The organism is Buttiauxella sp. AC038 (assembly GCF_979253565.1).
Genome location: NZ_CEEDCQ010000001.1, coordinates 3362935 through 3386784, shown reverse-complemented (window position 1 = coordinate 3386784; position 23850 = coordinate 3362935). Strand labels below are relative to the sequence as shown.

Annotated in this window: 19 protein-coding genes; 9 read left to right on the top strand and 10 right to left on the bottom strand. The window is 48.1% G+C overall.

What is annotated here, in order from left to right:
* Nucleotides 1–58 precede the first annotated feature (58 nt).
* The 4 genes from AC0IXI_RS16235 to pncB all read right to left on the bottom strand — a co-directional run bounded on the left by AC0IXI_RS16235 (nucleotide 59) and on the right by pncB (nucleotide 5881).
* A complete protein-coding gene (locus AC0IXI_RS16235) occupies nucleotides 59–1249 on the bottom strand; it encodes an amino acid aminotransferase (protein ID WP_471682782.1) in 1191 nt (396 codons plus the stop codon).
* Between the two features lie 187 nt (nucleotides 1250–1436).
* Complete coding sequence (gene ompF, locus AC0IXI_RS16230; protein ID WP_471682781.1) at nucleotides 1437–2507, bottom strand: porin OmpF; 1071 nt, start codon at nucleotides 2505–2507, stop codon at nucleotides 1437–1439.
* A gap of 595 nt (nucleotides 2508–3102) precedes the next feature.
* Entirely contained in the window at nucleotides 3103–4503 is a 1401-nt protein-coding gene (asnS, locus tag AC0IXI_RS16225) for an asparagine--tRNA ligase (protein WP_232905464.1), read from the bottom strand.
* Nucleotides 4504–4678: 175 nt separating this feature from the next.
* Nucleotides 4679–5881 (bottom strand): nicotinate phosphoribosyltransferase, encoded by a 1203-nt coding sequence (gene pncB / locus AC0IXI_RS16220; RefSeq protein WP_064517690.1) that lies wholly within the window; start codon nucleotides 5879–5881, stop codon nucleotides 4679–4681.
* A 268-nt stretch (nucleotides 5882–6149) separates the two neighbouring features.
* On the opposite strand from pncB, the gene pepN reads away from it, so the two are divergent.
* A complete protein-coding gene (gene pepN, locus AC0IXI_RS16215) occupies nucleotides 6150–8762 on the top strand; it encodes an aminopeptidase N (RefSeq protein WP_471682780.1) in 2613 nt (870 codons plus the stop codon).
* A gap of 58 nt (nucleotides 8763–8820) precedes the next feature.
* Here the strand turns inward: pepN and AC0IXI_RS16210 are convergent, their stop codons facing one another.
* Nucleotides 8821–9573 carry an IclR family transcriptional regulator gene (locus tag AC0IXI_RS16210; RefSeq protein ID WP_471682779.1) on the bottom strand — a complete coding sequence of 251 codons (753 nt, stop codon included), beginning with the start codon at nucleotides 9571–9573 and terminating at the stop codon, nucleotides 8821–8823.
* Between the two features lie 273 nt (nucleotides 9574–9846).
* Between AC0IXI_RS16210 and AC0IXI_RS16205 the strand changes: the two genes are divergently transcribed.
* The 8 genes from AC0IXI_RS16205 (at nucleotide 9847) to AC0IXI_RS16170 (ending at nucleotide 18991) form a co-directional block, all read left to right on the top strand.
* Complete coding sequence (locus AC0IXI_RS16205) at nucleotides 9847–10755, top strand: dihydrodipicolinate synthase family protein (RefSeq protein ID WP_471682778.1); 909 nt, start codon at nucleotides 9847–9849, stop codon at nucleotides 10753–10755.
* A 9-nt stretch (nucleotides 10756–10764) separates the two neighbouring features.
* A complete protein-coding gene (locus AC0IXI_RS16200) occupies nucleotides 10765–12285 on the top strand; it encodes a UxaA family hydrolase (protein ID WP_471682777.1) in 1521 nt (506 codons plus the stop codon).
* 16 nt (nucleotides 12286–12301) lie between these two features.
* A complete protein-coding gene (locus AC0IXI_RS16195; protein ID WP_471682776.1) occupies nucleotides 12302–13603 on the top strand; it encodes a nickel pincer cofactor-dependent isomerase, group 22 in 1302 nt (433 codons plus the stop codon).
* A 107-nt stretch (nucleotides 13604–13710) separates the two neighbouring features.
* Entirely contained in the window at nucleotides 13711–14991 is a 1281-nt protein-coding gene (locus AC0IXI_RS16190; RefSeq protein ID WP_471682775.1) for an MFS transporter, read from the top strand.
* A gap of 54 nt (nucleotides 14992–15045) precedes the next feature.
* Nucleotides 15046–16338, top strand: a complete 1293-nt coding sequence (larC, locus tag AC0IXI_RS16185) for a nickel pincer cofactor biosynthesis protein LarC (RefSeq protein WP_471682774.1) — start codon at nucleotides 15046–15048, stop codon at nucleotides 16336–16338.
* The gene (larE, locus tag AC0IXI_RS16180) at nucleotides 16331–17173 is read left to right on the top strand and encodes an ATP-dependent sacrificial sulfur transferase LarE (RefSeq protein WP_471682773.1); all 843 of its coding nucleotides are present in this window, start codon (nucleotides 16331–16333) and stop codon (nucleotides 17171–17173) included. Before larC ends, larE begins: the two co-directional genes overlap by 8 nt.
* Nucleotides 17166–17834, top strand: coding sequence for a nickel pincer cofactor biosynthesis protein LarB (gene larB, locus AC0IXI_RS16175; protein ID WP_471682772.1), 669 nt, complete (start codon nucleotides 17166–17168; stop codon nucleotides 17832–17834). The genes larE and larB overlap by 8 nt, the downstream gene beginning before the upstream one ends.
* 50 nt (nucleotides 17835–17884) lie before the next feature.
* Complete coding sequence (locus AC0IXI_RS16170; protein WP_471682771.1) at nucleotides 17885–18991, top strand: glycerol dehydrogenase; 1107 nt, start codon at nucleotides 17885–17887, stop codon at nucleotides 18989–18991.
* Nucleotides 18992–19008: 17 nt separating this feature from the next.
* On the opposite strand, the gene AC0IXI_RS16165 is transcribed toward AC0IXI_RS16170, so the two are convergent.
* Genes AC0IXI_RS16165 through AC0IXI_RS16145 form a run of 5 tightly spaced genes read right to left on the bottom strand, consistent with a single transcriptional unit; the run spans nucleotide 19009 to nucleotide 23752 of the window.
* On the bottom strand, nucleotides 19009–19614 hold the full coding sequence (locus tag AC0IXI_RS16165) for an ATP-binding cassette domain-containing protein (protein WP_471682770.1): 606 nt from the start codon (nucleotides 19612–19614) through the stop codon (nucleotides 19009–19011).
* Entirely contained in the window at nucleotides 19607–20401 is a 795-nt protein-coding gene (locus AC0IXI_RS16160) for an ATP-binding cassette domain-containing protein (RefSeq protein ID WP_471682769.1), read from the bottom strand. The genes AC0IXI_RS16165 and AC0IXI_RS16160 overlap by 8 nt, the downstream gene beginning before the upstream one ends.
* Nucleotides 20395–21207 carry an ABC transporter permease gene (locus tag AC0IXI_RS16155; protein ID WP_471682768.1) on the bottom strand — a complete coding sequence of 271 codons (813 nt, stop codon included), beginning with the start codon at nucleotides 21205–21207 and terminating at the stop codon, nucleotides 20395–20397. The genes AC0IXI_RS16160 and AC0IXI_RS16155 overlap by 7 nt, the downstream gene beginning before the upstream one ends.
* Nucleotides 21207–22172 carry an ABC transporter permease gene (locus tag AC0IXI_RS16150; RefSeq protein WP_471683239.1) on the bottom strand — a complete coding sequence of 322 codons (966 nt, stop codon included), beginning with the start codon at nucleotides 22170–22172 and terminating at the stop codon, nucleotides 21207–21209. Before AC0IXI_RS16150 ends, AC0IXI_RS16155 begins: the two co-directional genes overlap by 1 nt.
* The gene (locus AC0IXI_RS16145) at nucleotides 22172–23752 is read right to left on the bottom strand and encodes an ABC transporter substrate-binding protein (RefSeq protein ID WP_471682767.1); all 1581 of its coding nucleotides are present in this window, start codon (nucleotides 23750–23752) and stop codon (nucleotides 22172–22174) included. The genes AC0IXI_RS16150 and AC0IXI_RS16145 overlap by 1 nt, the downstream gene beginning before the upstream one ends.
* Nucleotides 23753–23850: the final 98 nt, after the last annotated feature.

Here is a 23850-nt window from a genome sequence, read left to right as displayed (position 1 = left end):
TCAGGCCGGAGAAATAGAAAGAGCCGCATTGCGCGGCTCTTTTTTTATCTATTCTGGCTTACAGTACAGCGACAATCGCTTCGCACAGTGGCGCCATGTTGTCTGGCGTCATACCTGCTACGTTTACTCGGCCGGATGCTACTGCATACACACCAAACTCTTCACGTAAACGCAGTACCTGCTCTTTAGTCAGGCCGCTGAACGAGAACATGCCGTTCTGGTTGATGATGAAGCTGAAGTCGCGATTAGCGCCTTTCTCTTGCAGGGTATTTACAAACAGGTGACGCATACGCTGAATACGCTGGCGCATGTCGGACAGCTCTTGTTCCCAAAGAGTACGCAGGGCATCGTTGCTAAGAATCGTTGCTACAACCGATGCACCGTGAGCTGGTGGGTTAGAGTAGTTCGCACGAATCACAGATTTCATCTGGCTGAATGCACGGTCAACGGTATCTGCATCAGCAGCAACCAGCGTACAGGCACCTACACGCTCATTGTAGAGGCCGAAGTTCTTAGAGTAGGAACTTGCCACAATCAGCTCTTGATGGCTTGCTGCGAAGATACGCAGGCCTTCTGCATCTTCTTCCAGACCACGGGCAAAGCCCTGGTATGCAAAGTCAAACAGCGGTAACCAGCCTTTGGCCAGAGACATCTCTGCCAGGACTTTCCATTGCTCAGCTGTTGGGTCGATACCGGTCGGGTTATGGCAGCAACCGTGGAACAAAACTACGTCGCCCGCTTGTGCAGCTTGCAGGCTGTTGACCAGGCCATCGAAATTCAGAGAGTGGTTCTGTGCATCGTAATAATCATACTCGCACACTTCCAGGCCAGCGGAGTTAAAGACGCTTTTGTGGTTCGGCCAGCTTGGGTTGCTCACCCACACACGTTTGGTTGTGGTGTTTTTAGCGAGGAAGTCAGCGGCAACACGCAGCGCGCCAGTACCACCAGGGGTTTGTGCCGTACGAGCGCGCTTGTTAGCACTCAGAGCATTGTTTTTCCCGAACAGCAATTCCTGGGTGCAGTTACCAAACTCTGGAATACCGTCGATGCCGAGGTAGTTCTTGGTGTTCTCATTTTCCAGCAGATACTGCTCCGCCTTCTTAACACAGGTTAAAACCGGAGTTTTACCCGTTTCATCCTTATAAACACCAATGCCGAGGTTAATTTTTGTCGGACGGTCATCGGCGCGAAACAGATCGGCCAAACCAAGAATTGGATCAGCTGGAGCAGCGGTAATGTTCTCAAACATGACGAGTTTCCATTGTGATATCGAGGGAGTAACGCTCTCAGGTTAACTGCTGTTTTAGCAAATGCCAACCGTTTGCAACAAAAAGAAACAGCCCCGTCACAAGATAAGTTTTTCTACTTTTCAGGCATAAAAAAACAGGGCCGAAGCCCTGTTTTTAAATCATCCATGCAACTAAGTTGCCGGATAATTAGAACTGGTAAACGATACCAACTGCTGCGGTGTTGTCAGAAGCTACACCCAGTTTATTGTTGTCATCGATCTGGTTGATGATGTAATCAACATAGGTAGACATGTTTTTGTTGAAGTAGTAAGTAGCGCCAACTTCAATGTAGTTGATGTAAGTTTCGCTACCGATACCTTCAACATCTTTCGCTTTTGATTTGTAGTAAGCGACGGATGGACGCAGACCGAAATCGAACTGGTATTGTGCTACAACAGAGAAGTCCTGAGTTTTGTTAGCAAAACCGTCAGTGATACGGGTTGCGTTACGGGTTTCACCGTAAAGTGCTGCCAGGTAGATGTTGTTCGCATCGTATTTCAGACCAGTAGCCCACTGCTCAGCGGTAGAACCTTTACCACGAGCCAGTGCTTCCTGTGCGTTGGTACGGTCTGCTGCGCCGTAACCACCAACAATGCCGAAGCCTTCGAAGTCATAGCTCAGAGAAGTCGCCCAACCGTCACCGTTTGAACGGGTTGCATCGGTACGCTCATTTTTGCCCAGGTACTGAACGCCGAAGTTCAGGCCGTCAACCAGACCGAAGAAGTCGCTGTTACGGTATGTAGCCAGACCGCCGTTACGACCAGAGAAGAAGTTGTCGCTGTTGCCAGTATCACCACCGAACTCTGGCAGCATATCGGTAACACCGATTGCGTCATAAACCAGACCGTAGTTACGACCGTAGTCGAAAGAGCCTGCATCGCCGAATTTCAGACCAGCGAAGGCCAGACGGGTTTTGTTGCCTGCCTGAGCGTCAGCACCTTCAGAGTTGTTACCCTGGAAGTTGTATTCCCACTGGCCGAAACCGGTCAGTTGGTCGTTGATTTTGGTTTCGCCTTTGAAGCCAAGACGTGCGTAGGTTTTGTCGCCGTTGCCGCCGTAGCTGTTATCACCGTTGTTTTTGGAGAAATAATGCAGGCCTACCGCTTTACCGTATAAATCAACTTTGTTGCCGTCTTTGTTATAGATTTCTGCAGCGTTAGCTGCACCGGCTACCAGCAGAGCAGGGATTACCACTGCCAGAATATTGCGCTTCATCATTATTTATTACCCTCATTAGGTTTTTTTGTAACACCTGCCACTGCCGTCAATAATTCTATACGGAACTATTGATGAGAGTTTGGTGTCTTTCTGTATCTGTCAGGCATCTTTCCATCCATGAAACCGTTTCGCTAGTCTGAAAGTGCTACAAACATCGAGAGTGAGTTACAATAAGAAACTATGTGTAACTAAATGTGTATTTTATGGAACTTTGTGAACTAACTCAAACTTCTTAGCCGCTTCGTATAAAATTCGACCTTTCCATTCCTATATATATGAATTACTTATGTTTAATCCGTATAAGGAGAAACTTAGTGAATTCTTCGCTTACATTTGCACATTTCTCGAGTGTTTTTTGGATGTCCAGACGCCTGTGTGAATTTTGGCCGAATGTGCTAAGTCAAACATCAGAATGAGGATGCAAGCGGAAAGTAAGGTTATTTTGTGTTTGTCTGTTTCATGGACACAATTGGTAACGGGCAAGTTGCAGGAAGGGGTTGAAATTGACGTTTGTTTAACTTTCGTTGAAGAAAAAAGACGTTTGTACGACAGGCAGAAAAAAGGCCAGCAATGCTGGCCTTAGAAAAACGACTACTTAGAAGCTTGCGTTACGCGGTGTACGTGGGAATGGAATCACGTCACGAACGTTCTGAACACCGGTTACATAGGCAATGAGACGCTCAAAACCTAGACCGAAGCCCGAATGTGGAACGGTGCCGTAACGACGCAGGTCGCGGTACCACCAGTAGTCTTCTTTATTCAGACCCATCTCAGCCATGCGCGCATCCAGCACATCCAGACGCTCTTCACGCTGAGAACCACCGATGATCTCACCAATGCCTGGCGCTAACACATCCATTGCAGCAACGGTTTTACCGTCTTCGTTAAGGCGCATATAGAACGCTTTAATATCTTTCGGGTAGTTTTTCACGACTACCGGTGCTTTGAAGTGTTGCTCAGCAAGGTAACGTTCATGCTCAGAAGAAAGGTCAACGCCCCAGTAAACTGGGTTTTCGAATTTCTGGCCACAATTCTCGAGAATTGTAACAGCGTCGGTGTAATCAACCTGGGCAAAATCAGCATCAATGAAACGCTGTAAACGTGCGACTGCATCTTTGTCAACGCGCTCTGCGAAGAACTCCATGTCATCCATGCGCTCATCAAGCACCGCTTTGAAGACATATTTCAGCATCGCTTCAGCCAGACCTGCTACGTCGTCCAGATTGGCGAAAGCGACTTCCGGTTCCAGCATCCAGAACTCAGCCAGGTGACGGCTGGTGTTAGAGTTTTCAGCACGGAAGGTTGGGCCGAAGGTATAAACCTTGGACAACGCGCACGCATAGGTTTCGCCGTTCAACTGACCCGATACGGTCAGGAACGCTTCTTTGCCAAAGAAGTCTTTATCGAAATCGACTTTGCCAGCGTCAGTGCGTGGCAGGTTTTCCATATCCAGCGTAGACACGCGGAACATCTCGCCTGCGCCTTCGGTGTCTGAGGCAGTAATCAGTGGTGTAGAAACCCAAAAATAACCTTGCTCATGGAAGAAGCGATGCAGCGCCTGGGCCAGAGTATGACGAACGCGTGCAACAGCACCGATCATGTTGGTACGCGGACGCAAATGGGCAACTTCACGCAGATACTCAATACTGTGGCGTTTTGCCGCCATCGGGTATGTATCAGGATCGTCAACCCAACCGGTCACTTCAACTTCAGTTGCCTGGATTTCAAAGCTCTGACCCTGACCGAGAGACTCTACAACTTTACCTGTGACAACGACTGAACAGCCAGTGGTCAGGCGCAGTACGTCTTCATTGTAATTAGGCAGAGTATTATTAATGACGGCCTGTACAGGAGAGAAGCAGGAACCGTCATAGACGGCAAGGAAGGAGATACCAGCTTTTGAATCTCTACGAGTACGCACCCATCCGCGCACGGTGACTTCTTGGTCAACGGCTACACGGCCCTGGAGTACGTCGGCTACAGGCACAACGCTCATATTTTTCTCTCTATTAAATAGTCAGTGGCAAAAAATAATTACCCACAAACGGGGGGTTATCTATGTTACCTGTAGCGAGCCTACAGACAAGCAGAAAAATCAAAGGAGATGAAGAAATACAATAAAGAAAGGAACCCATAAACAAGTTGAATATTGTTTATGGGTTTTATCAGGACTAACTGGCTTTCTTAACCTGTGGCAAATCGAAGGCTTTACGCAATGCGCGGACGAACGCTTTATCATGGCAAATCGTTTTGCCCGGGCTGTCAGAAAGTTTCGCCACCGGCTTGCCGTTACACTCCACCAGCTTGATAACAATATTCAGCGGCTTCACCTGTGGAATATCGCAGGTCAGGCGAGTACCGATACCAAAACTTAAATTGATGCGCGCATCGAAGTGGCGATACAACTCAATAGCTTTTGGCAAATCCAAATTATCAGAGAACACCAATACTTTGGTTTTAGGATCGATACCCAGTTTCTGATAATGAGCGATAGCTTTTTCGCCCCATTCGACCGGATCCCCGGAGTCGTGGCGCAATCCCTGGTACTGGCTGGCAAACGAGAGGTCAAAGTCGCGCAAGAAGGCATCCATAGTGATGCAATCCGTTAATGCGATACCGAGTTTGTCAGGGTACTCGTCAAGCCATGCCTGAAGTGCTGCACGTTGACTGTTCGCCAGTGTCGGGCTTATTTGCTGATGTGCCTGGAACCACTCATGTGCCTGAGTACCCATTGGGGTTAAATCCAGGCGGTGAGCCAGATCGTAATTGCTGGTGCCCACAAACCACGCTTCTTGTTGCAGACGGCTGACGATAGCCTCCTGCACTTCACGCGAGAAGCGGCGGCGGGTCCCAAAATCCATCAGACGGAATGTGGAAAGGTCGATATCCGCTGTCAGTTCTTTGAATTGAACCAGCTTACTTTCCAGACTCTCCAGCGCCATTTGCGGCGTGACGCCAGGTGAACGGTGTTGATGCACCACCTCACTGATCACGGCCAGCAGCGGCACTTCCCACATAATCACTTCCAGCCAGGTGCCGGTCAGACGAATGTCTAAATGACCATTGTTATTGCGGATATGGACTGTCGAGGGGTCGTAGCGAAAAGTACGCAGCCACGCAAGATAATCTGCTTTAAAGAACGGCAGACTTTCCAGGAAGGTAAATTCCTCGTCGCTCAGCGCGAGGTGCTGCATTAAATCAACCTGTTCACGGATGTCATCTGCATAAATGCCCAGCAGATCGTCACCGCGGCAACGGAACTCGGCCGCGACGCTCACGTCGTGATAACGGTGGAAAACCGCCTGCTGCATATGAAGCTTATAGGCGTCAGTATCCAGAAGCGTTTGCAAAATCGGGGAAGCGTATCGTGTCATGGCGCGTTGCAGCATCCTCTCACAGGAGCGTTTCCATCAAGGGCTAAGCAGATAAAAGACGCAGGAGTATACCCTGATTATCTGTTTATTAAACCTGGATCACAACATACGCTGGGAATCTGGTCGATGGCGATTCGTGCCACTTGTTATATATATGTAGCAAATCGAGTGAATTGCCCAGAAAAGTTGAAGATTCTGCATAGCAACATTCAGGCAACAGGGTATAGACTGAACTCCGCAAACTTACGGATGATGTATAAGGTTTTTTATGACACAACAGCCACAAGCCAAATACCGCCACGACTACCGTGCGCCGGATTACACGATTACCGATATCGATTTGACCTTTGACCTTGATGCCACAAAAACCCTGGTCACTGCCATTAGCCAGATTACCCGCCAGGGCGACGCTGGTGCGCCGCTGCGTCTTGATGGTGAAGATCTGACGCTGGTTTCAATTGATGTCAATGGTGCTACCTGGGACGATTATCGCCAGGAAGAGGGCGCATTGATTCTTGAATCGCTGCCAGAAGCCTTCTCGCTGACCATCGTTAATGAAATCAGCCCGGCAACTAATACCGCGCTCGAAGGGCTTTATCTTTCAGGCGATGCGCTTTGCACTCAGTGTGAAGCTGAAGGTTTCCGCCACATTACCTGGTATCTCGACCGACCAGACGTTCTGGCACGTTTCACCACCAAAATCATTGCCGATAAATCCAAATATCCTTTCCTTTTATCTAACGGCAACCGCATTGCCGAAGGTGAACTGGATAACGGCCGCCATTGGGTTCAGTGGCAAGATCCATTCCCGAAACCGTGCTACCTGTTTGCGCTGGTGGCGGGTGATTTCGATGTATTACGTGATTCCTTTAAAACGCGTTCTGGCCGCGATGTCGCGCTGGAGTTGTTCGTCGATCGCGGCAATCTCGACCGTGCAAGCTGGGCGATGACCTCGCTCAAAGCATCGATGAAATGGGATGAAACCCGTTTCGGTCTCGAATACGACCTCGACATCTATATGATTGTTGCTGTCGACTTCTTCAATATGGGCGCAATGGAGAACAAAGGGCTTAACGTCTTTAACTCCAAATATGTGCTGGCACGTGCTGAAACGGCGACCGATAAAGACTACCTCGATATCGAACGTGTTATTGGCCACGAATACTTCCATAACTGGACCGGCAACCGCGTGACCTGCCGCGACTGGTTCCAGCTAAGCCTGAAAGAAGGGCTGACTGTTTTCCGCGATCAAGAATTTAGTTCTGACCTTGGTTCACGTGCAGTAAACCGCATTCAGAATGTGCGCACCATGCGTGCTGCGCAGTTTGCTGAAGACGCAAGCCCGATGGCGCATCCGATTCGCCCGGACAAAGTCATTGAAATGAACAACTTCTACACACTGACGGTGTACGAGAAGGGTTCAGAAGTTATCCGTATGCTGCACACCTTGCTGGGTGAAGAGAACTTCCAGAAAGGGATGCTGCTGTACTTTGAACGCCATGATGGCAGCGCAGCAACCTGTGATGATTTCGTGCAGGCGATGGAAGATGCGTCGAACGTTGACCTATCGCACTTCCGCCGTTGGTACAGCCAGGCCGGTACGCCAGTAGTCACCGTGCATGATGATTACGACCCGGAAAACGAGCTGTATACACTGACCATCAACCAGACTACGCCGCCAACTGCTGAGCAGCAGGAAAAGCACCCGTTACATATTCCGTTCGACATTGAACTGTATGACAACGAAGGCAAAGTGATTCCGTTGCAGAAAAATGGTCACCCGATTCACCATGTGCTGAATGTGACTCAGGCAGAGCAGACATTTGTTTTCGATAACGTCTATTTCCAGCCGGTTCCGTCTTTGCTGCGTGAGTTTTCAGCGCCAGTGAAACTGGAATACAAATGGAGCGACCAGCAGCTGACGTTCCTGATGCGCCATGCGCGTAACGATTTCTCTCGTTGGGATGCTGCGCAAAGTCTGCTGGCGACGTACATCAAGCTGAACGTCAATCGTAGCCAACAGGGCCAGCCGTTGTCGCTGCCGCTGCATGTTGCTGATGCGTTCCGTGCGATTTTGCTGGATGAGAAAATCGACCCGGCACTGGCGGCAGAGATTCTGACGCTGCCATCACAGAATGAAATTGCCGAACTGTTCCAGAAAATCGACCCGCAGGCGATTGCCGCCGTGCATGAAGCCTTAACGCGCACGCTGGCAAATGAACTGGCTGATGAGTTCCTGGCAGTTTATAACGCCAACAAACTTGATGCCTATCGCGTAGAGCATGCGGATATCGGCAAACGCGCGCTGCGTAATACTTGCCTGCGTTATCTGGCCTTCGGCGAGAAACAGCTTGCTGAGCAACTGGTGCGTAACCAGTTCGCAAGCGCTGATAACATGACGGACTCTATTGCTGCTTTATCTGCATCGGTTGCGGCGCAATTGCCTTGCCGTGTAGAACTGCTGGCCGCATTTGATGAGAAATGGCATCAGGACGGTCTGGTGATGGATAAATGGTTTGTGTTGCAAGCCACAAGCCCGGCAGTAGACACGTTAAGCAAAGTGCGTGAGTTACTGAACCACCGTTCGTTTAGCATGGGTAACCCGAACCGAGTCCGTTCTCTGATTGGTGCATTTGCTGCGGGCAACCCGGCTGCGTTCCACGCACTGGATGGTAGCGGCTATCAGTTTATGGTGGAAATGCTCAGTGAGCTTAACCATCGTAACCCGCAGGTTGCGTCACGCCTGATTGAGCCGTTGATTCGACTGAAGCGTTACGATGCAAAACGTCAGGAAATGATGCGTGCAGCGCTGGAACAGCTGAAAGGGCTGGAGAATTTGTCGGGTGATTTGTTCGAGAAAATCTCGAAGGCGTTAGCTTAATAGCTGTTTGTGTAAGGACATTGCCCCTCATTTGTGGGGGCAATTTCTTCTTGTTAACCTAACCCATGTGACAGGCTAGTTCCTGCGCTGCACTTTTAACTAACGATGCCATATCGTCTAGTTTATCTTCCGGCATTTGGAATGCCACACCAGAAATACTGATTGCCGCAACAGCTTCCTTTTGGGAATTAAGGACAGGGGCGGCGATACAACGTAACCCAACGGTATCTTCCTCGTCATCAAATGCCCACCCGCGTTTGCGAGTCACTTCCAGTTCGCGTTTTAACTCCGTTTTGCTCACGATCGTTTTATCAGTAAAACGCTGTAAATTCTCTTCAGGCAGTAAAGCATCTATTTCGTCGTTACTTAACCAGGCCATTAGGGCTTTCCCTAATCCGGAGCTATGTAAAGAAAGACGTTTACCTTCCCAGCTACGGATAATAATAGCCTGAGGGCTTTCCAGTTTAGTCAAATAAACGGGGGATTCATCCTGAAGTATCCCAAGGTGACAGGTTAAATTCGTTCTATCACGCAATGAAATGAGTATCGGGCGGGCAATATTCTTAATGTCAAATTGTTCGATAGACTTATTACCCAATTCACATAAACGCAGGCCAAGATAATATTTATCATTATGTTGGCGCAGCAACCCGTGCGCAGTCATGCCGTTCAGTAATGAAGAGGTACTGCTTTTTGCAAGCCCGAGAGCCTGATAAATCTGACTGAATGTCGCACCGTTCTTATCAGACAAATAATCAAAAATACGGATGATTTTGTCGAGTGCCGGAACCTGAGTAGTGACTGTTTCCATTATGATTTAATTAGTTATCTAGAGAAAGATATGAGGGAAAAATACATTATTACTTCCTTAGATACCATCGTTCAACTGAGAAATTTTCCCTTTCGCCCGCAGAATGCGCATTGAGCCTACCCTGGTCAAAATGTCGACGAGATCAAAAAAAATTCATCTGCTGTTAATCCATGCAAATAGTAGTTGATTATCGAAGGGAGATGATGCAGATTTCTCCATGCAGAACATTCGTTCTGTATTATGAACTTAAAGACACAAGGAGTAGAGTGCACTATGAGCCTGAATTTGTTAAAGGGTATTTTCCCTCCGGTTCCTACCATCGTTGATGAACACGGTACGCTTGACCGGATGGGAATGGGTAAGCTTATCGATAAGGTCATCAACGACGGTGCCCACGGCATGCTCATCCTCGGTAGTGGTGGCGAGTTTTGTCATATGTCGCATGAGATGCGGCTTGAGGTAGCAGAATTTGCCATGCAGCACGTAGCAGGGCGTGTGCCGGTCATGCTTGGCATCGCAGCCCCAGGGACGGCTGAAACTATTGAGTATGGAAAACATGCCGAGAAGTTAGGGGCGGCGGCTGTTCTGGTGGTTAACCCGTACTATGCATTATTAAACAGCGACTCTATTTACCATCATTATCGTACCGTTGCTGAGAACCTGGCTGTACCTGTGCTGCTGTACAACTTCCCGGCACTCACCGGGCAAGATATCGGCCTGGATGTTATTACCCGCCTGGCAAAAGATGTTCCTAATATCGTCGGTATTAAAGACACTATCGATAATATCAGCCACACGCGTGAGGTGATCAATCGCGTGCATGCATTCCGTCCTGATTTCATCGTATTTTCCGGTTTTGATGAATATTTGCTTGATACCCTGATTCTTGGTGGCAGTGGGGGTATTCCTGCAACCTTTAATATTGCACCTGAAGTGACTGGGGGGATTTATCAGGCATTTATTGATAAAGATTATGAGACAGCATTTGCACTTCAGCGCAAGCTGGCAAAATTGTCCCCTTTATATGCAATTGAATCACCTTTCTTTGGTGTAATAAAAGAAGCGATCAAAGCTGCTGGGCTGGATATTTCAACGCATGTACTTTCACCTGTTCAGTCGCTTTCTGAAGAAAAAATTAGCGAAGTGAAAAAGATTCTGAATATTTTACACCTTGAAAAATAGGAGTATGCAATGAGCACTATTTACCCAGTCATAAAACTGAATCCTAACGATGACGTTGTCGTGGCCCGTCATGATGTGGCCAAAGGAACATTATTAGCTCAGGAAAATATCACTACCCGTTCTGATATTCCCGAAGGGCATAAAATTGCCCTGCGTAATATTAATGAAGGGCAGGCAGTAAAGCGCTATGGGCAGATTATTGGGTTTGCTTCCCAGGCGATTGTGGCGGGCGAGCATATCCATACTCACAATCTGTGTATGGGCGATTTTAGTCGTGATTATGCGTATGGCGAAGATACGATTGAATTACCTTTGGCTGAAAAGAAAGATACTTTTATGGGGATTAAACGGGCCGATGGACGTATTGCGACCCGTAACTATATTGGTATTTTGACTTCCGTTAACTGTAGTTCAACAGTGGCCCGGGCAATCGAAGATCATTACAAGAAAGTCGGTCTTGATAATTACCCAAATGTTGACGGCGTTGTAGCACTGCCACAAAGCTTTGGTTGTGCTATTGGCTTTGATAGCGAAGCCATGGCGGTGATGCGCCGTACGATGAGCGGCTATGCCCGCCATGTGAATTTTGCTGGCGTCGTTATTATTGGTCTGGGGTGTGAATCTAACCAGATTAAAGACATGTTTAAAGTTGAAGGTTTATCTGAAGATAAAATGCTGCATAGCATGACGATTCAGGAAACCGGCGGCACGCAAAAAACCCTTGCTAAAGGGATCGAAATCATAGATGGCATGTTGGCTGAGGCTAATAATGTACACCGTGAACCTGTACCGGTATCCGAAATTATTCTGGCGCTGGAATGTGGTGGTTCGGACAGTTATTCCGGTATTTCTGCCAACCCGGTTCTGGGCTATGCCGCTGATAAAATCGTTCAGCAGGGTGGAACGGCCATTCTTTCAGAAACCTCTGAAATTTACGGTGCTGAGCACCTTTTAACTCGCCGTGCGGTCTCTCCTGAAATCGGTAAAAAGCTTATCGCTCGTATCGAGTGGTGGGAAGATTATTGTGCTCGCACCAAAAGTGAAATGAATAACAACCCGTCGGCTGGCAATAAAGTGGGTGGTTTGACGACGGTGCTTGAGAAATCACTGGGGGGGATAGCTAAAGGGGGAACCTCAAATCTGGTTGAGGTTTATGAATATGCCGAACCTGTTACGGCAAAAGGTTTGGTATTTATGGATACCCCCGGATATGACCCGATAGCAGTAACAGGCCAGGTGGCTGGTGGAGCGAATTTGTTGTGCTTTACTACCGGACGTGGCTCTGCTTTTGGTTGCAAGCCCACACCTTCTTTAAAACTGGCTACCAATAATACGTTATGGCAACGCCAGGAAGAAGACATGGATATTAACTGCGGCAATGTTGTTGAAGGCACAGAAACTATCGCCGAAGCGGGTGAGCGTTTATATACCATGATTCTGGAAATGGCTTCAGGTAAAAAAACCAAGAGTGAACAATTTGGTTATGGTGGCCTTGAATTTGTCCCATGGCATATTGGTGCAATAATGTAATTTCAGGAGAATATCTATGTCATTCGTCGATGAGTTACTACATGATGTTACCCTGCCTAATATGGTGAAAATTCGTCAGCGGTTTAATTCGCCAGATGAAATTACTGATATTGAGGCATGTGTACGTGAACAAATAAATAAACCAGAAATACGCAATACTATTAAGCCCGGAATGACCATTGCTGTTGGCGTTGGTAGCCGGGGTATTGCCCAGATTCCGCGTATTGCCAGAGCGGTGATTAGTGAATTAAAAGCCCTGGGTGCTAAACCTTTTGCTGTACCTGCAATGGGAAGTCACGGTGGTGCAACCGCCAAAGGGCAGTTGCACGTGTTGGAAAACCTCGGCATGACGGAAGCCACGCTTGGCTGCGAAATTCGTTCTTCCATGGAAACGGTCAAATTGGGTGAGCTGGAAAATGGTCTGCCTATCCTGATGGATAAAAACGCCATGCAGGCGGATGGTATTATTGCTATCAACCGTATTAAAGCCCATAACGCTTTCACCTCGCCAATTGAAAGTGGGGTAATCAAAATGATTACCATCGGTTTTGGTAAGCAAGAAGGTGCCGATTCGTGCCATACCCATGGTTTTGGAAAAATGGCAAAAAATATTCTTGATATGGCAAGAGTTAAAATTTTGAAAATGCCTTTCCTGTTTGGTGTGGGAACAGTAGAAAATGGTTATGATCAGGTTGTAAAAATTGAAGCCATTCCTGCCTCACAACTGGAAGAGCGTGAAATAGCTCTGCTCGCCGAGTCTAAAACTTATTTCCCACGCATTATGTTTGAAAATGTAGACATTGCCATTATTGACCTGATGGGGAAAATCTACTCAGGTGGTGGTATGGATGGGCATGTTATGGGGCGGGCAACAACACCTTTTGTTGAGCCTATCACTTCGATTCGTCCCGATCGTATTTCCGTTCTTGACCTTCATGAGCAGAGCGGGGGAAATGCAACGGGTATGGGCTGGGCTGATTTTTGTACCCAGCGCCTGTTCGACAAAATAAATCTACCAGAAACGTACCCGAATGTTATTACTTCAAGGGTAACGCGTGATGGATATATCCCTCTGATTATGGCTTCTGACAAACGAGCTATTCAGGCAGCAATAAAAACATGCATCATTCTTGATGGCAGAAGCGAAGCCAGGATGGTGAGAATGGCAAACACCTTGCATATTAGTGAGCTTTATATTTCTGAAAATATGCTTGAAGATGCTCTTGCTAATCCAGAGATTGAAATACTTAGCGAGCCTCAGCAATTTGTTTTCGATGAAAATGATAACTTTACTGATATTGGATTGTGGCCGCACTGATAAAGTAGCAGCCAACTATACCTAAAATAATTCGAGACGATGTTGAGCTATTACTTGATATTTAAAATACTCAACTGAAACAATAAAAATATTGTTAAGGATGAACTATGTCTGTATCTCTACCTCAGGTTGTTAATAAAACAAAGTGGCGGCTTATTCCATTTATGTTAATGCTTTATATTTTGGCTTTTCTTGACAGGTCAAATATCGGCTTTGCTAAAGAAACATATCAGGTTGATATTGGGTTAAGTAATGAAGCTTATGCTTTAGGTGCTGGGCTGTTTTTTGTGGTGTATGCCTTTTTGGGGGCACCGGCCAACCTCTGTCTGAGAAAATTTGGCGCTAAACGCTGGATTGGTTGCACCACGCTGGTATGGGGTGCGCTTTCTGTAGCAATGGGTTATGCCGATTCTGAAGCTAAGTTCCTGGCTGTACGTGTTTTATTAGGTATCGCCGAAGCTGGTTTCTTCCCGGGTATGATCTACCTGACATCACAATGGTTCCCGCAATCAAACCGTGCGAGCGTCATGGGGCTATTTTACATGGGGGCTCCTCTTGCCATGGCATTTGGTTCTCCGCTTTCTGGTGCGCTGTTGGAGTTGCACGGTATGCTGGGGCATCCGGGTTGGTACTGGATGTTTGTCATTGAGGGGACTTTAGCCGTTGCTGCGGGGGCGTGGACTTTCTACTATCTGGACGATGTACCAGAAAAAGCGAGATTCCTGAATGCCAATGAGCGGCAAATACTTATCCAACAGCTGAGTAATGAAGAAAGTCAAAAAAGCGCCTCCTCAATTATGGAAGCGATCAAAAATCCTCGAATTTGGCACCTCGCATTGATTTACGGCACCATCCAGTGCGGTGTTTACGGGTTAATCTTCTTCCTGCCGACGCAAGTTGCTTCAATTATGGGTAGCTCGGTTAACTTTATGACTTCCGTTGTCACGGCCATTCCCTGGATATGTGCTCTGGCGGGGACCTTCTTTATCCCGCGTTACTCAGACAAAACTCAGGAACGGCGTAAAGTGGCTGCTGCAACCCTGCTAGTCGGTGGGGTTGCAATTATGGCTTCTTCCATTGCAGGCCCGTATGGCGCGATTATTGCCCTGTGCCTGTGCGCAACGGCATTTTTTGCCTGCCAGCCGGTCTTTTGGGCCATCCCAACCAGTATGTTATCGGGAAGTGCATTGGCAGTAAGTATTGGTTTCATCAATATGTTTGGCGCGTTCTTTAGCTTCGCGGCACCTATTATCAGGGTGCGTGCCGAGACAATGTTTGCAAGCCCAGCCGCAGGTTTAGTTGCCATCGGTTCGGTGGCTTGTATTGGTGCTATTGCCATTATGGCATTGAGTGCTAAAAACAGCGCTAAACCTTTGTTGCAGCAATAAATATTTGATGATGCCTGCCTTAAGTAAAGTTTGTGCAAATTAACAGGAGTTTGAATGCACGTACATCTTGATGCTATCGGCGGAATTGCTGGTGATATGTTTTGTGCCGCCATGCTGGATGCATTTCCAGAGGCTGAAAAGCCGCTCTATGAGCTGCTGGAAAAGTTAGCGTTATCAACCCAGGTCACGGTTGGTGTCGAGACAGCCAATGATAAAGGTTTATTTGGCAAACGCTTTCAGGTGAAGCGCAAAGGCATAACGTTATCGGACACCACGCATCTGATACTGGAGCCGCAGGTCATGCATCCCGGTGTGTTATCACCGCAGGCGGCAGGTCATCATCATCATAGTTGGCAGGATATTTTGCGAACCCTCTCACAAGCGCCGCTGCCGGAAAACGTCCTGCAGTGCGCCTGTGAGATTTATACGCTGCTGGCAAAAGCTGAAAGCCGCGTTCATGGTGTGAGCCTTGAGCAGGTTCATCTTCATGAAGTCGGGGCGCTGGATGCGCAAGTCGACATTATCAGCGCCGCTTTTCTGATCTGTTATAGTGGCGCGACCCGTTGGTCTGTTTCTCGTTTGCCCTGGGGCGGGGGAATGGTTCGTTGCGATCACGGTTATATTCCAGTGCCTGCACCGGCAACATTAGCCTTACTTGACGGGTTTGACTGGCATGATGATGGTGAGTCTGGCGAGCGTGTCACACCCACTGGTGCGGCGATTCTTGCCTGGCTAAAACCACACCTAAAACCTGTTGCGGGTTCAGGTTGCGGGAATGGCTATGGGTTTGGTAACCGGAAGCTAAAACAACGAGCAAATGTATTACGCGTTTGTTTATTCAAAACTGAGGTACGCAAAAATCCAGTTGCTCCCTGGCAGAGCCAGGCGCTTTGCATGGTGCAGTGTGATATTGATGATATGACGCCAGAATTGTTATCCATTGCGCAAAATATTTTGCGTGATGAGCTTGGGGTTATTGATTTAACCAGTCATATCATTCAAGGGAAAAAAGGACGCTGGTCAACCCGGCTGGATATTTTATGCTTTCCTGCACATCTTGAAACGGTAAGTCAGGCTATTTTTAAACAAACAACCACGCTGGGCATTCGTTATTGGGAAGTGCAACGTCATATTTTGTCACGCCATCAAGAACATATAAATTTTAATCAGCAATCCTGGCCGGTTAAATATGCTGAGCGGCCAGATGGAGAATGTACCTGCAAACTGGAAGCAGATGCCTTAATTTCAGAAAGAACAAGTCATGACGCGCGTCAAAAATTAAAATCACAAATCGAGCGACTTTCTGATACCCATTCAAATTCACGGGCAAAAAACAAAGATGAATAACTCAGATGATATTCAACAAACCATCAAGAAACTACAAACATGGTTCGAACGTATTGGCCGTTGTACCGTTGCGGTCAGCGGTGGCATCGATAGCATGCTTCTGGCCTATATTTCCCAGCAATGTCTTGGCGATAATGCGCTGATCGTTCATGCGGCATCACCGGCCGTGCCGGGGGCTGATGGTGCTCGGGTGAGAGATTACGCGCAGCGTTATCGCTGGAATTATCGGCAAATCGCTTCAGGGGAAGCGAGGGATGAAGACTATAACCGTAATCCGGTTAACCGTTGTTATTACTGTAAAAGTAGCCTGTATGTGAATTTACGCGGCCTGCAACATGGCCAGGTGATTACCGGCACGAATATGGACGATCTTGGCGATTATCGCCCAGGCTTAATAGCCGCTCACGAGCAGCAAATCCAGCATCCATATGTTGAGTGCCATGTTAATAAAGCGGGTATCAGAGCCATTGCTCGTTACTTTGAGTTGCGTGATTTACAGGATTTACCGGCTTCACCCTGTCTTGCAAGTCGTGTTGAAACGGGCATCAGAATAAACCCTGAACAACTGAATTTAATCGACCGTGTTGAAACATGGGTCCGCCAACAAGTGGCGGCTGATGCGGTGCGTTTTCGTATCCGCCAGTCAGGCATGGTTCTTGAACTGGACGCGCAAGTGCTGGCGGCACTCACGGCAACACAGCATGAAATGCTGAGTGAACAAATTGTTGAGATGGCAAAACAGAGCGGTTTACGGGCATCACTGGAATTCGCTGCGTATCAGCGCGGTAGCGCTTTTGTGGGTGTTAAAGACACAGTGAGTTATTCACATGCCTGATATTATTATGGATTTTGAGCGCGCAATGCGTTGCGGTATCGAAGAAGCGGTATTTTGCGAATCTAAGCAGATTGACCAGATTGAAGAAATCCTGAATATGGCGCAAAGCGCCGGGAAGCGTTTGTTATTAACGCGTCTGATGCCTGAACAGTTTGCTGCGTTATTACCTTTTTGGGCCACACAGCTAAATTACAATCCACGCGCATGTTGTGCGGTGTTGGGCGAAACGGCTATCAAAGATCAAAAATGCCTTATCGCTGTCGTATCCGGCGGCTCGTCCGATCGCCCGGTTTGTGAAGAAGTTGCCGCCACCTTGAATTATCACGGTATTGCCTGCGATTTATATCAGGATGTGGGCGTCGCTGGCTTATGGCGCCTGCAAGAGAAACTCCCGGCTTTGCGCCAGTACTCTGTCATTATTGCCGTAGCAGGAATGGAAGCCGCTTTGCCTACCGTGCTTTGTGGGTTAATTAACGCGCCGGTGATTGCCGTCCCCACCTCTGTAGGATATGGCGTCGCCAAAGGCGGGCAAACGGCGCTGAATGCTTGTCTGGCAAGTTGTGCTGGCGGGGTAATGACCATGAATATTGATAATGGCTACGGTGCTGCGGTTGCTGCCATTCGTATTTATCATCAGATAAGAAAATTTGAATCTCAGTAGCAATAAATAGTTTTACTCTTTTGTTAATTAATCAACATAAGGATGCGTAAATGATTACTACAGCAATTTTTCCAGGACGATATGTTCAAGGGGCTAACGCGGTTGAATTATGTCTTGGGGAAGAATTATCCCGGCTGGGGAAAAAAGCATTAATTTTGCAAGACCCTATCGTTCACCAGAAATTAGGCAATGATATTGTTAAAGCGCTGGACGGGAAAATTCATTTTCAGGTAGACGTTTTTAATAGCGAATGCTGCGATGAAGAAATTGAACGTGTTTCAGCGCTGGCAAAATCTTTCGGTGCTGATGTTATTGTCGGAATGGGCGGCGGTAAAACGCTTGATACCGCCAAAGCTACCGGTGCTTCTTTACAGTTGCCGATTGCGATTGTGCCAACTCTGGCCTCAACGGATGCCCCATGCAGTTCACTGGTGGTGATCTATACCCAGCAAGGTAACTTCAAGCGTTACATGATGATCCCACGTAATCCTGATGTGGTGCTGGTGGACTCGCAGATCATTGCTAATGCGCCAGTACGTTTCCTGGTTTCAGGGATTGGCGATGCGCTGGCAACCTGGTTTGAAGCTGAAGATTGCCGCGTCAAAATGGCGGGGAACATGACAGGCCGCAGTGGCCCAATGTCAGCATTTGGCCTCGCGCGTCTTTGCTACGATACGCTATTAAAATACGGCGTATTGGCAAAATCAGCCTGCGAGCAGCAGAAAGTCACTCCAGCGCTTGAGCATGTGATTGAAGCTAACACCTTACTTTCTGGGCTGGGTTTTGAAAGTGGCGGTCTGGCTGCGGCTCATGCGATACACAATGGTTTAACTGTATTGCCGCAAACACACAGCTTCTGGCATGGTGAAAAAGTGGCGTTTGGTACCCTGGCAATGCTGATGCTGACCGATCGCGATCCGGAAATTATTGATACGGTCTACACGTTTTGCCGTGAAATTGGTTTACCTACCACACTTGAAGAAATTGGCCTGGCTGGCATAAGTGATGTAGAGCTGATGAAAGCGGCACAGGCTTCTTGTAATGAGGGTGAAACCATTCACAACGAGCCTTATGAAATTACCCCGGCTAACGTTCTGGCGGCGATGCGTGCGGCGGATGCAGAAGGTTGCCGACGTAAAAAAATCGCTAACGCGTAAACAAACGGACCCCAGTCTCAGTGGCTGGGGTGTGCGTTATGATAGAGAACTTTGTGGCAAACCTGTTTGAGCAATGACGGCTGGTGGCTGAAAACGATCATCGCCAGTGGCCGTCTGGCCGAGTCTTCGATCAGGTTTTCCCAAATACACTTTTGCCCCTGCGGATCGAGTTGTGCGGTAATTTCATCGACAACTAACACTTGAGTCCGTGCATCCAGCGCGCGTAATAGCGCGATACGAGCCAGTTCGCCTCCTGACAGTTGATTGGGTTTTCGCCGTAACCATTCACGTTTCACACCATAACGTTCAAGCTGATTATCATCTGGTTGCCACGCATCACACAGTGAAGCGCCAGTTGTGCGGCACGGGTTAAACGTTAGCTCAGGGTGCTGCGCCACTAATTGCACCGGGCAATAACCTTTTTCGTTTACTGATGTGCCATTGAATAACACCTCTCCGGAAGTCGGTTGCTGCCATCCGGCAAGGACTCGCCCCAGCGTTGTTTTACCAAACCCGCTTGGCGCGGAGATACCTAACCGCTCTCCTGGCTTGAGCTGTACGGAAAAATCTTTCCATAACAAACAGTTATTTTGCACAATGGAGAGATTTCTGACCTCAAGCATTTACCGCTCCTTGTTGCTCAATCCATAAGCTATTTTCTGGCAACGCTTCCCATTGCTGCTGTAACTCTTCACTGCATCTCCCCATACGTAGCTGCTCGGGCGTAACGACATCACTCATTTTTCTGTCTTGCAGTGCCACAATGCGATCGGCAAAACGTGCTGCCAGCGTGAGATCGTGTGTTACCCACAGTACGCTAGCCCCTTCGTGACATAATGTTTTCATCTGGTTGAGTAAAATGCAGGCTAGATCGTGGTCGATCCATGCGGTGATTTCATCGGCCAGAATGACCTTTGCGCGAGACAGCGCGGCATTACAGGCAAGGACTCGTTTCGCCATTCCGCCAGAAAGTTGACGGGGATACTGGTCTAAAACATCAGAATCGAGCTGATAATGGTTCAGTTGAGTGAGGACGCGCGACGGTAAAAACGGTGTCTGGCTAAGCTGATGTGCCCGCGTCAAATGCTTTTTTACCGTCAAAAGGGGATTGAATGCACTGACACCCTGCGGGACATAATAAATAGTTTTGCCGCGGTGTTTTTGGAATTGCTCCGCATCAAGAATTGCGCCATCGAGTTTAATTTCGCCCCTGCGGCGGATTGTGGGTGGCAATAGATTCAAGGCACATTGCAGTAGCAAACTTTTTCCTTGCCCACTATTTCCTACCAAAGCTAGCATTTCTCCCGGATGAAGATGGAAACTGACATTGCTTAATATCGGCTCCCAACACTTTGCGCCATACCAACGGTAGCGAACATTTTCCAAAGTGATGTTTTCAAAACTCAGCATGACATCGTCCTTAGCCACAGTTTTTGCAAAGATTTGGCTGCCAGGTCAAATAACAAAACCAGGGTTAACAACAGCAACCCCGGAAATAGAGCAAGCCACCATGCACCAAAGCTAAAAGCGTGCAATGCGTCGGCCAGAATCACACCTAAAGAGGACTCATGCGCGGCCAGGCCAAACCCTAAAAAAGTCAATGTAGCACTTTGCAAAATGGCGTGGGGGAAGATCAGCAGCATCCCGGTACTCCACTGTGAAAGTAATGCAGGAAGATAATGCCTGAACCAACAAGAGAGCCAGGAGTGGTCTAATTGCCTGGTCACGATAATAAATTCGCTGTGTTTTATGCGCCGGGCTTCAGCACGAAGAATTAACGATAGTCTGGGCCAATGCGTTAAGGCGATGGCCAAAATGACACCGTATTTTCCACCGCCCAGCGTAAAACAAATCAAGATGAGTAATAACAGGTGCGGAAGCGACAACATCATATCGGTAATGACGGTCACTATTCGATTCGTTATAGCGTTGAGATGGCTAAAGGTCGTGACGAGCATGGCGATAATACCGCTACAAACGGCTGCACCCGTGCCCGTTTGTAAACTGGAAACCACGCTTTGGAAACAACGTTGCCAAAGATCACGGCCTAAATTATCCGTTCCAAACCAGTGGTGGCTATCGGGAGGTAAATAGCGCGCCAGTAAATTAATCGGCACCTCATCACCGGTTAACGAGCAACTGTACAGCCCAAGGAGTAATAACAGTGTCATTGCCATCACGAGGCGCAACAAATCAGGTGCAGGGTTATGCGGCATCAGTGGCGTTCCAGAGCCTGATTCATTCTGCGTGTACCTACGGCGGCGAGGGTATTACCGCAAAAAACCAACAATGCACAGAACAAAATTATCCCCATCAGCAGGGGAATATCGCCTTGCAAACCGGCATTGATTGTTGCTTCGCCGAGGCCTGGCCAGGCAAAAATCTTTTCGGCAATTAACGACCCGCCCAGCAATTCACCCAGTGAGGCAAATTGCAGACATAACGCCGGAGTGATGGCATGAGGCAACACCTGAACAAATAATAATGACCAACCTTGTTCACCTTGCGTGCGGGAAAAATGGACGAAATCACTTTGCAGCACTTCGGCTATTTTTTCCCTGGTGTGCAAGGTGATTTGCCCGAGGGTTATTAACGTCAGACAGCTGACGGGTAAGATTAAATGTTGCAGGCGTTCGCTAAAACTTGCCTGTTGCAAACTATTTCCTGGCTCCCAGGCACAGCACACGGGAAGCCATTGCCAGTGAACGGCGAATGCAGCAATCAATAACAAGCCAACCCAAAATCCAGGCAATGAAGTTAATAAATAACTGAGGCGGCAAATTATTCGGTCAGGCCAGCGGTTTAAAAAACGCCCAGCAATAAATCCCAACGTTACACCCAGCAGGCCAGATAATAGCCAGCTTGTAGCGAGCAAATTAAAAGAGAGAGCAAAACGCTCGCTGATAACCTGGCTAACGGGCATGTTATACAACATGGAATAACCCATATCGCCCTGCACGAGTTGCCCTAACCAATGCCAGAAGCGCAGCCATAACGGCTGGTCTAACCCCCATCGGGCGGCGATGAATGCATATTGCTCTGGAGGGACATGTAATAAGTCATTGCCTATATAGGCCTTGATAGGGTCGACAGGTGAATAACTCAGTAATATAAAGGTTGCCGCACAGGTACAAAACAGCAGCACCAGTGCACGGGCGATTATCAGCAATAGAGGTTTTATCATCGGCATATCCATGTCCAGTCAGACAGGTTGTTTAGTACTGACCAACTGCCATGAATTTCAGGCGCGCCTTGGCCTAAATCGAGACAGGGATTTGCCAGATAGACATGCTGAATATTCAGCAGCCACGCCCAGGCGGCATCCCCCTTAATTCCGACGCCAGTTTCTCCATCCCACTCCACTTTTTGCCAGAAGGGTAAAGCCTCTTGCCAGCTTTTGGCACCCAGAGCCTGCTGCAAATAGTGATCAACTCGTGCATTGTGATAGCTACCTGGATTGTAAAATTCAACTCCGGCGGTATGTGAACTGTAGTGATAGTACAACTCGGTTGGGTCAAGACCTCCCCAACCGAATAGCGTTGGGTTAGCGTGCATATTTCGGCTAACCGTTTCCCAACTGCCGGACTGAAGAGAGAGTTCGATTCCGGTTTCTTTTAACATGGCCCGCACGGCCTGGGCCAAATCGCGCCGCGTACTATCACCGCTGGTGTACCAGAGCGTTAAATGTGCCGCTTTGCCATTTTTGTAGCGGATACCATCGCTGGCGAGTTTCCAGCCAGCAGAATCAAGGATTTGCTTTGCTTGAGTTAAATCACCATCTTTGAACTGCGCATCTGGTGAGTCCCAGGGTAGCCCCTGAACTGCGCTATACGCAGGAATGGCATGGCCTGCCATAAGTTGTTCAGCCAACAGTTTCCGGTTGATGGCATAGTTAATCGCCCGGCGAATAGCGCTATCCGCAGTGATATCGTTGCCGGTGGGATTGCCGTTTGCATCCTTCATTCCTGCCGGAGAGGTGGGGAAAACGATGCCGCGATTTTCAACACTCGGGCGAATCCATATTTTCAAATGTTTTTGTGGTACCACGGGCATTGAGGGGGCGATTCTCACTAATTCCAGTTGCCCACTCTGGCCCGCAGCCCAGGCGCTGTCTTCGTCCAGAAAGACAAAGATAAGACGGTTAAAATCATTTTTCTTGCCGGCATACCAGGGGTTGGTTTCGACAACCAACTGCTGTCCTGGCTGGAAGCTAACCAGACGATAAGGCCCGGCTCCCACAGGCTTGCGAGCAAAGGCTTTTGCGTCATAGAGACGCTCAGGGACAATACCTAACGACCCCAGAACGTTAACAAAAGTGCTTTGTGCTGAGCCTAAAGTTATCTCTACGTGCAGATTGTCCTGCGCTTGCGCATAGACAAAATTGCCCATGTTAATTTTCCCGCCGCTTTGTGCGGCCTGGTTATAGGTAAAGGCGACATCTTTGGCGGTAAGGGGGGAGCCATCAGAAAACTTCAGCCCCTCTTTTAAGGTGATATTCCAGGTTCGCTGATCCTCACTTAAGAGGGTGCTGCTGGTGAGTAAATTCTCCCAACTTAAATCAGCTTTTTGTTTGAGTAAGGGGGCGTGCAGCAGCAAATGACTACCGTGACTCCAGCCCAGAAGAGGATCAAAGCCTTCTGTGGGTTCTTCACCGATAGCGAGTTTAAGGGTATGTGCAGGCTCGGTCGCCAGAACTGGAAATGTTGTCACTCCCAATAAGAAAAGAAAGGCGTAGCAAATTTGTTTCAGTCGTCCAGACATAAGGCTTTCCTGACCAGCATTGTTGCAGCAAAAAGATTAGGGAGATTATAAAATTAATACGCGGCCATAAATATGACATAGGACAGGGTTACAGGAGT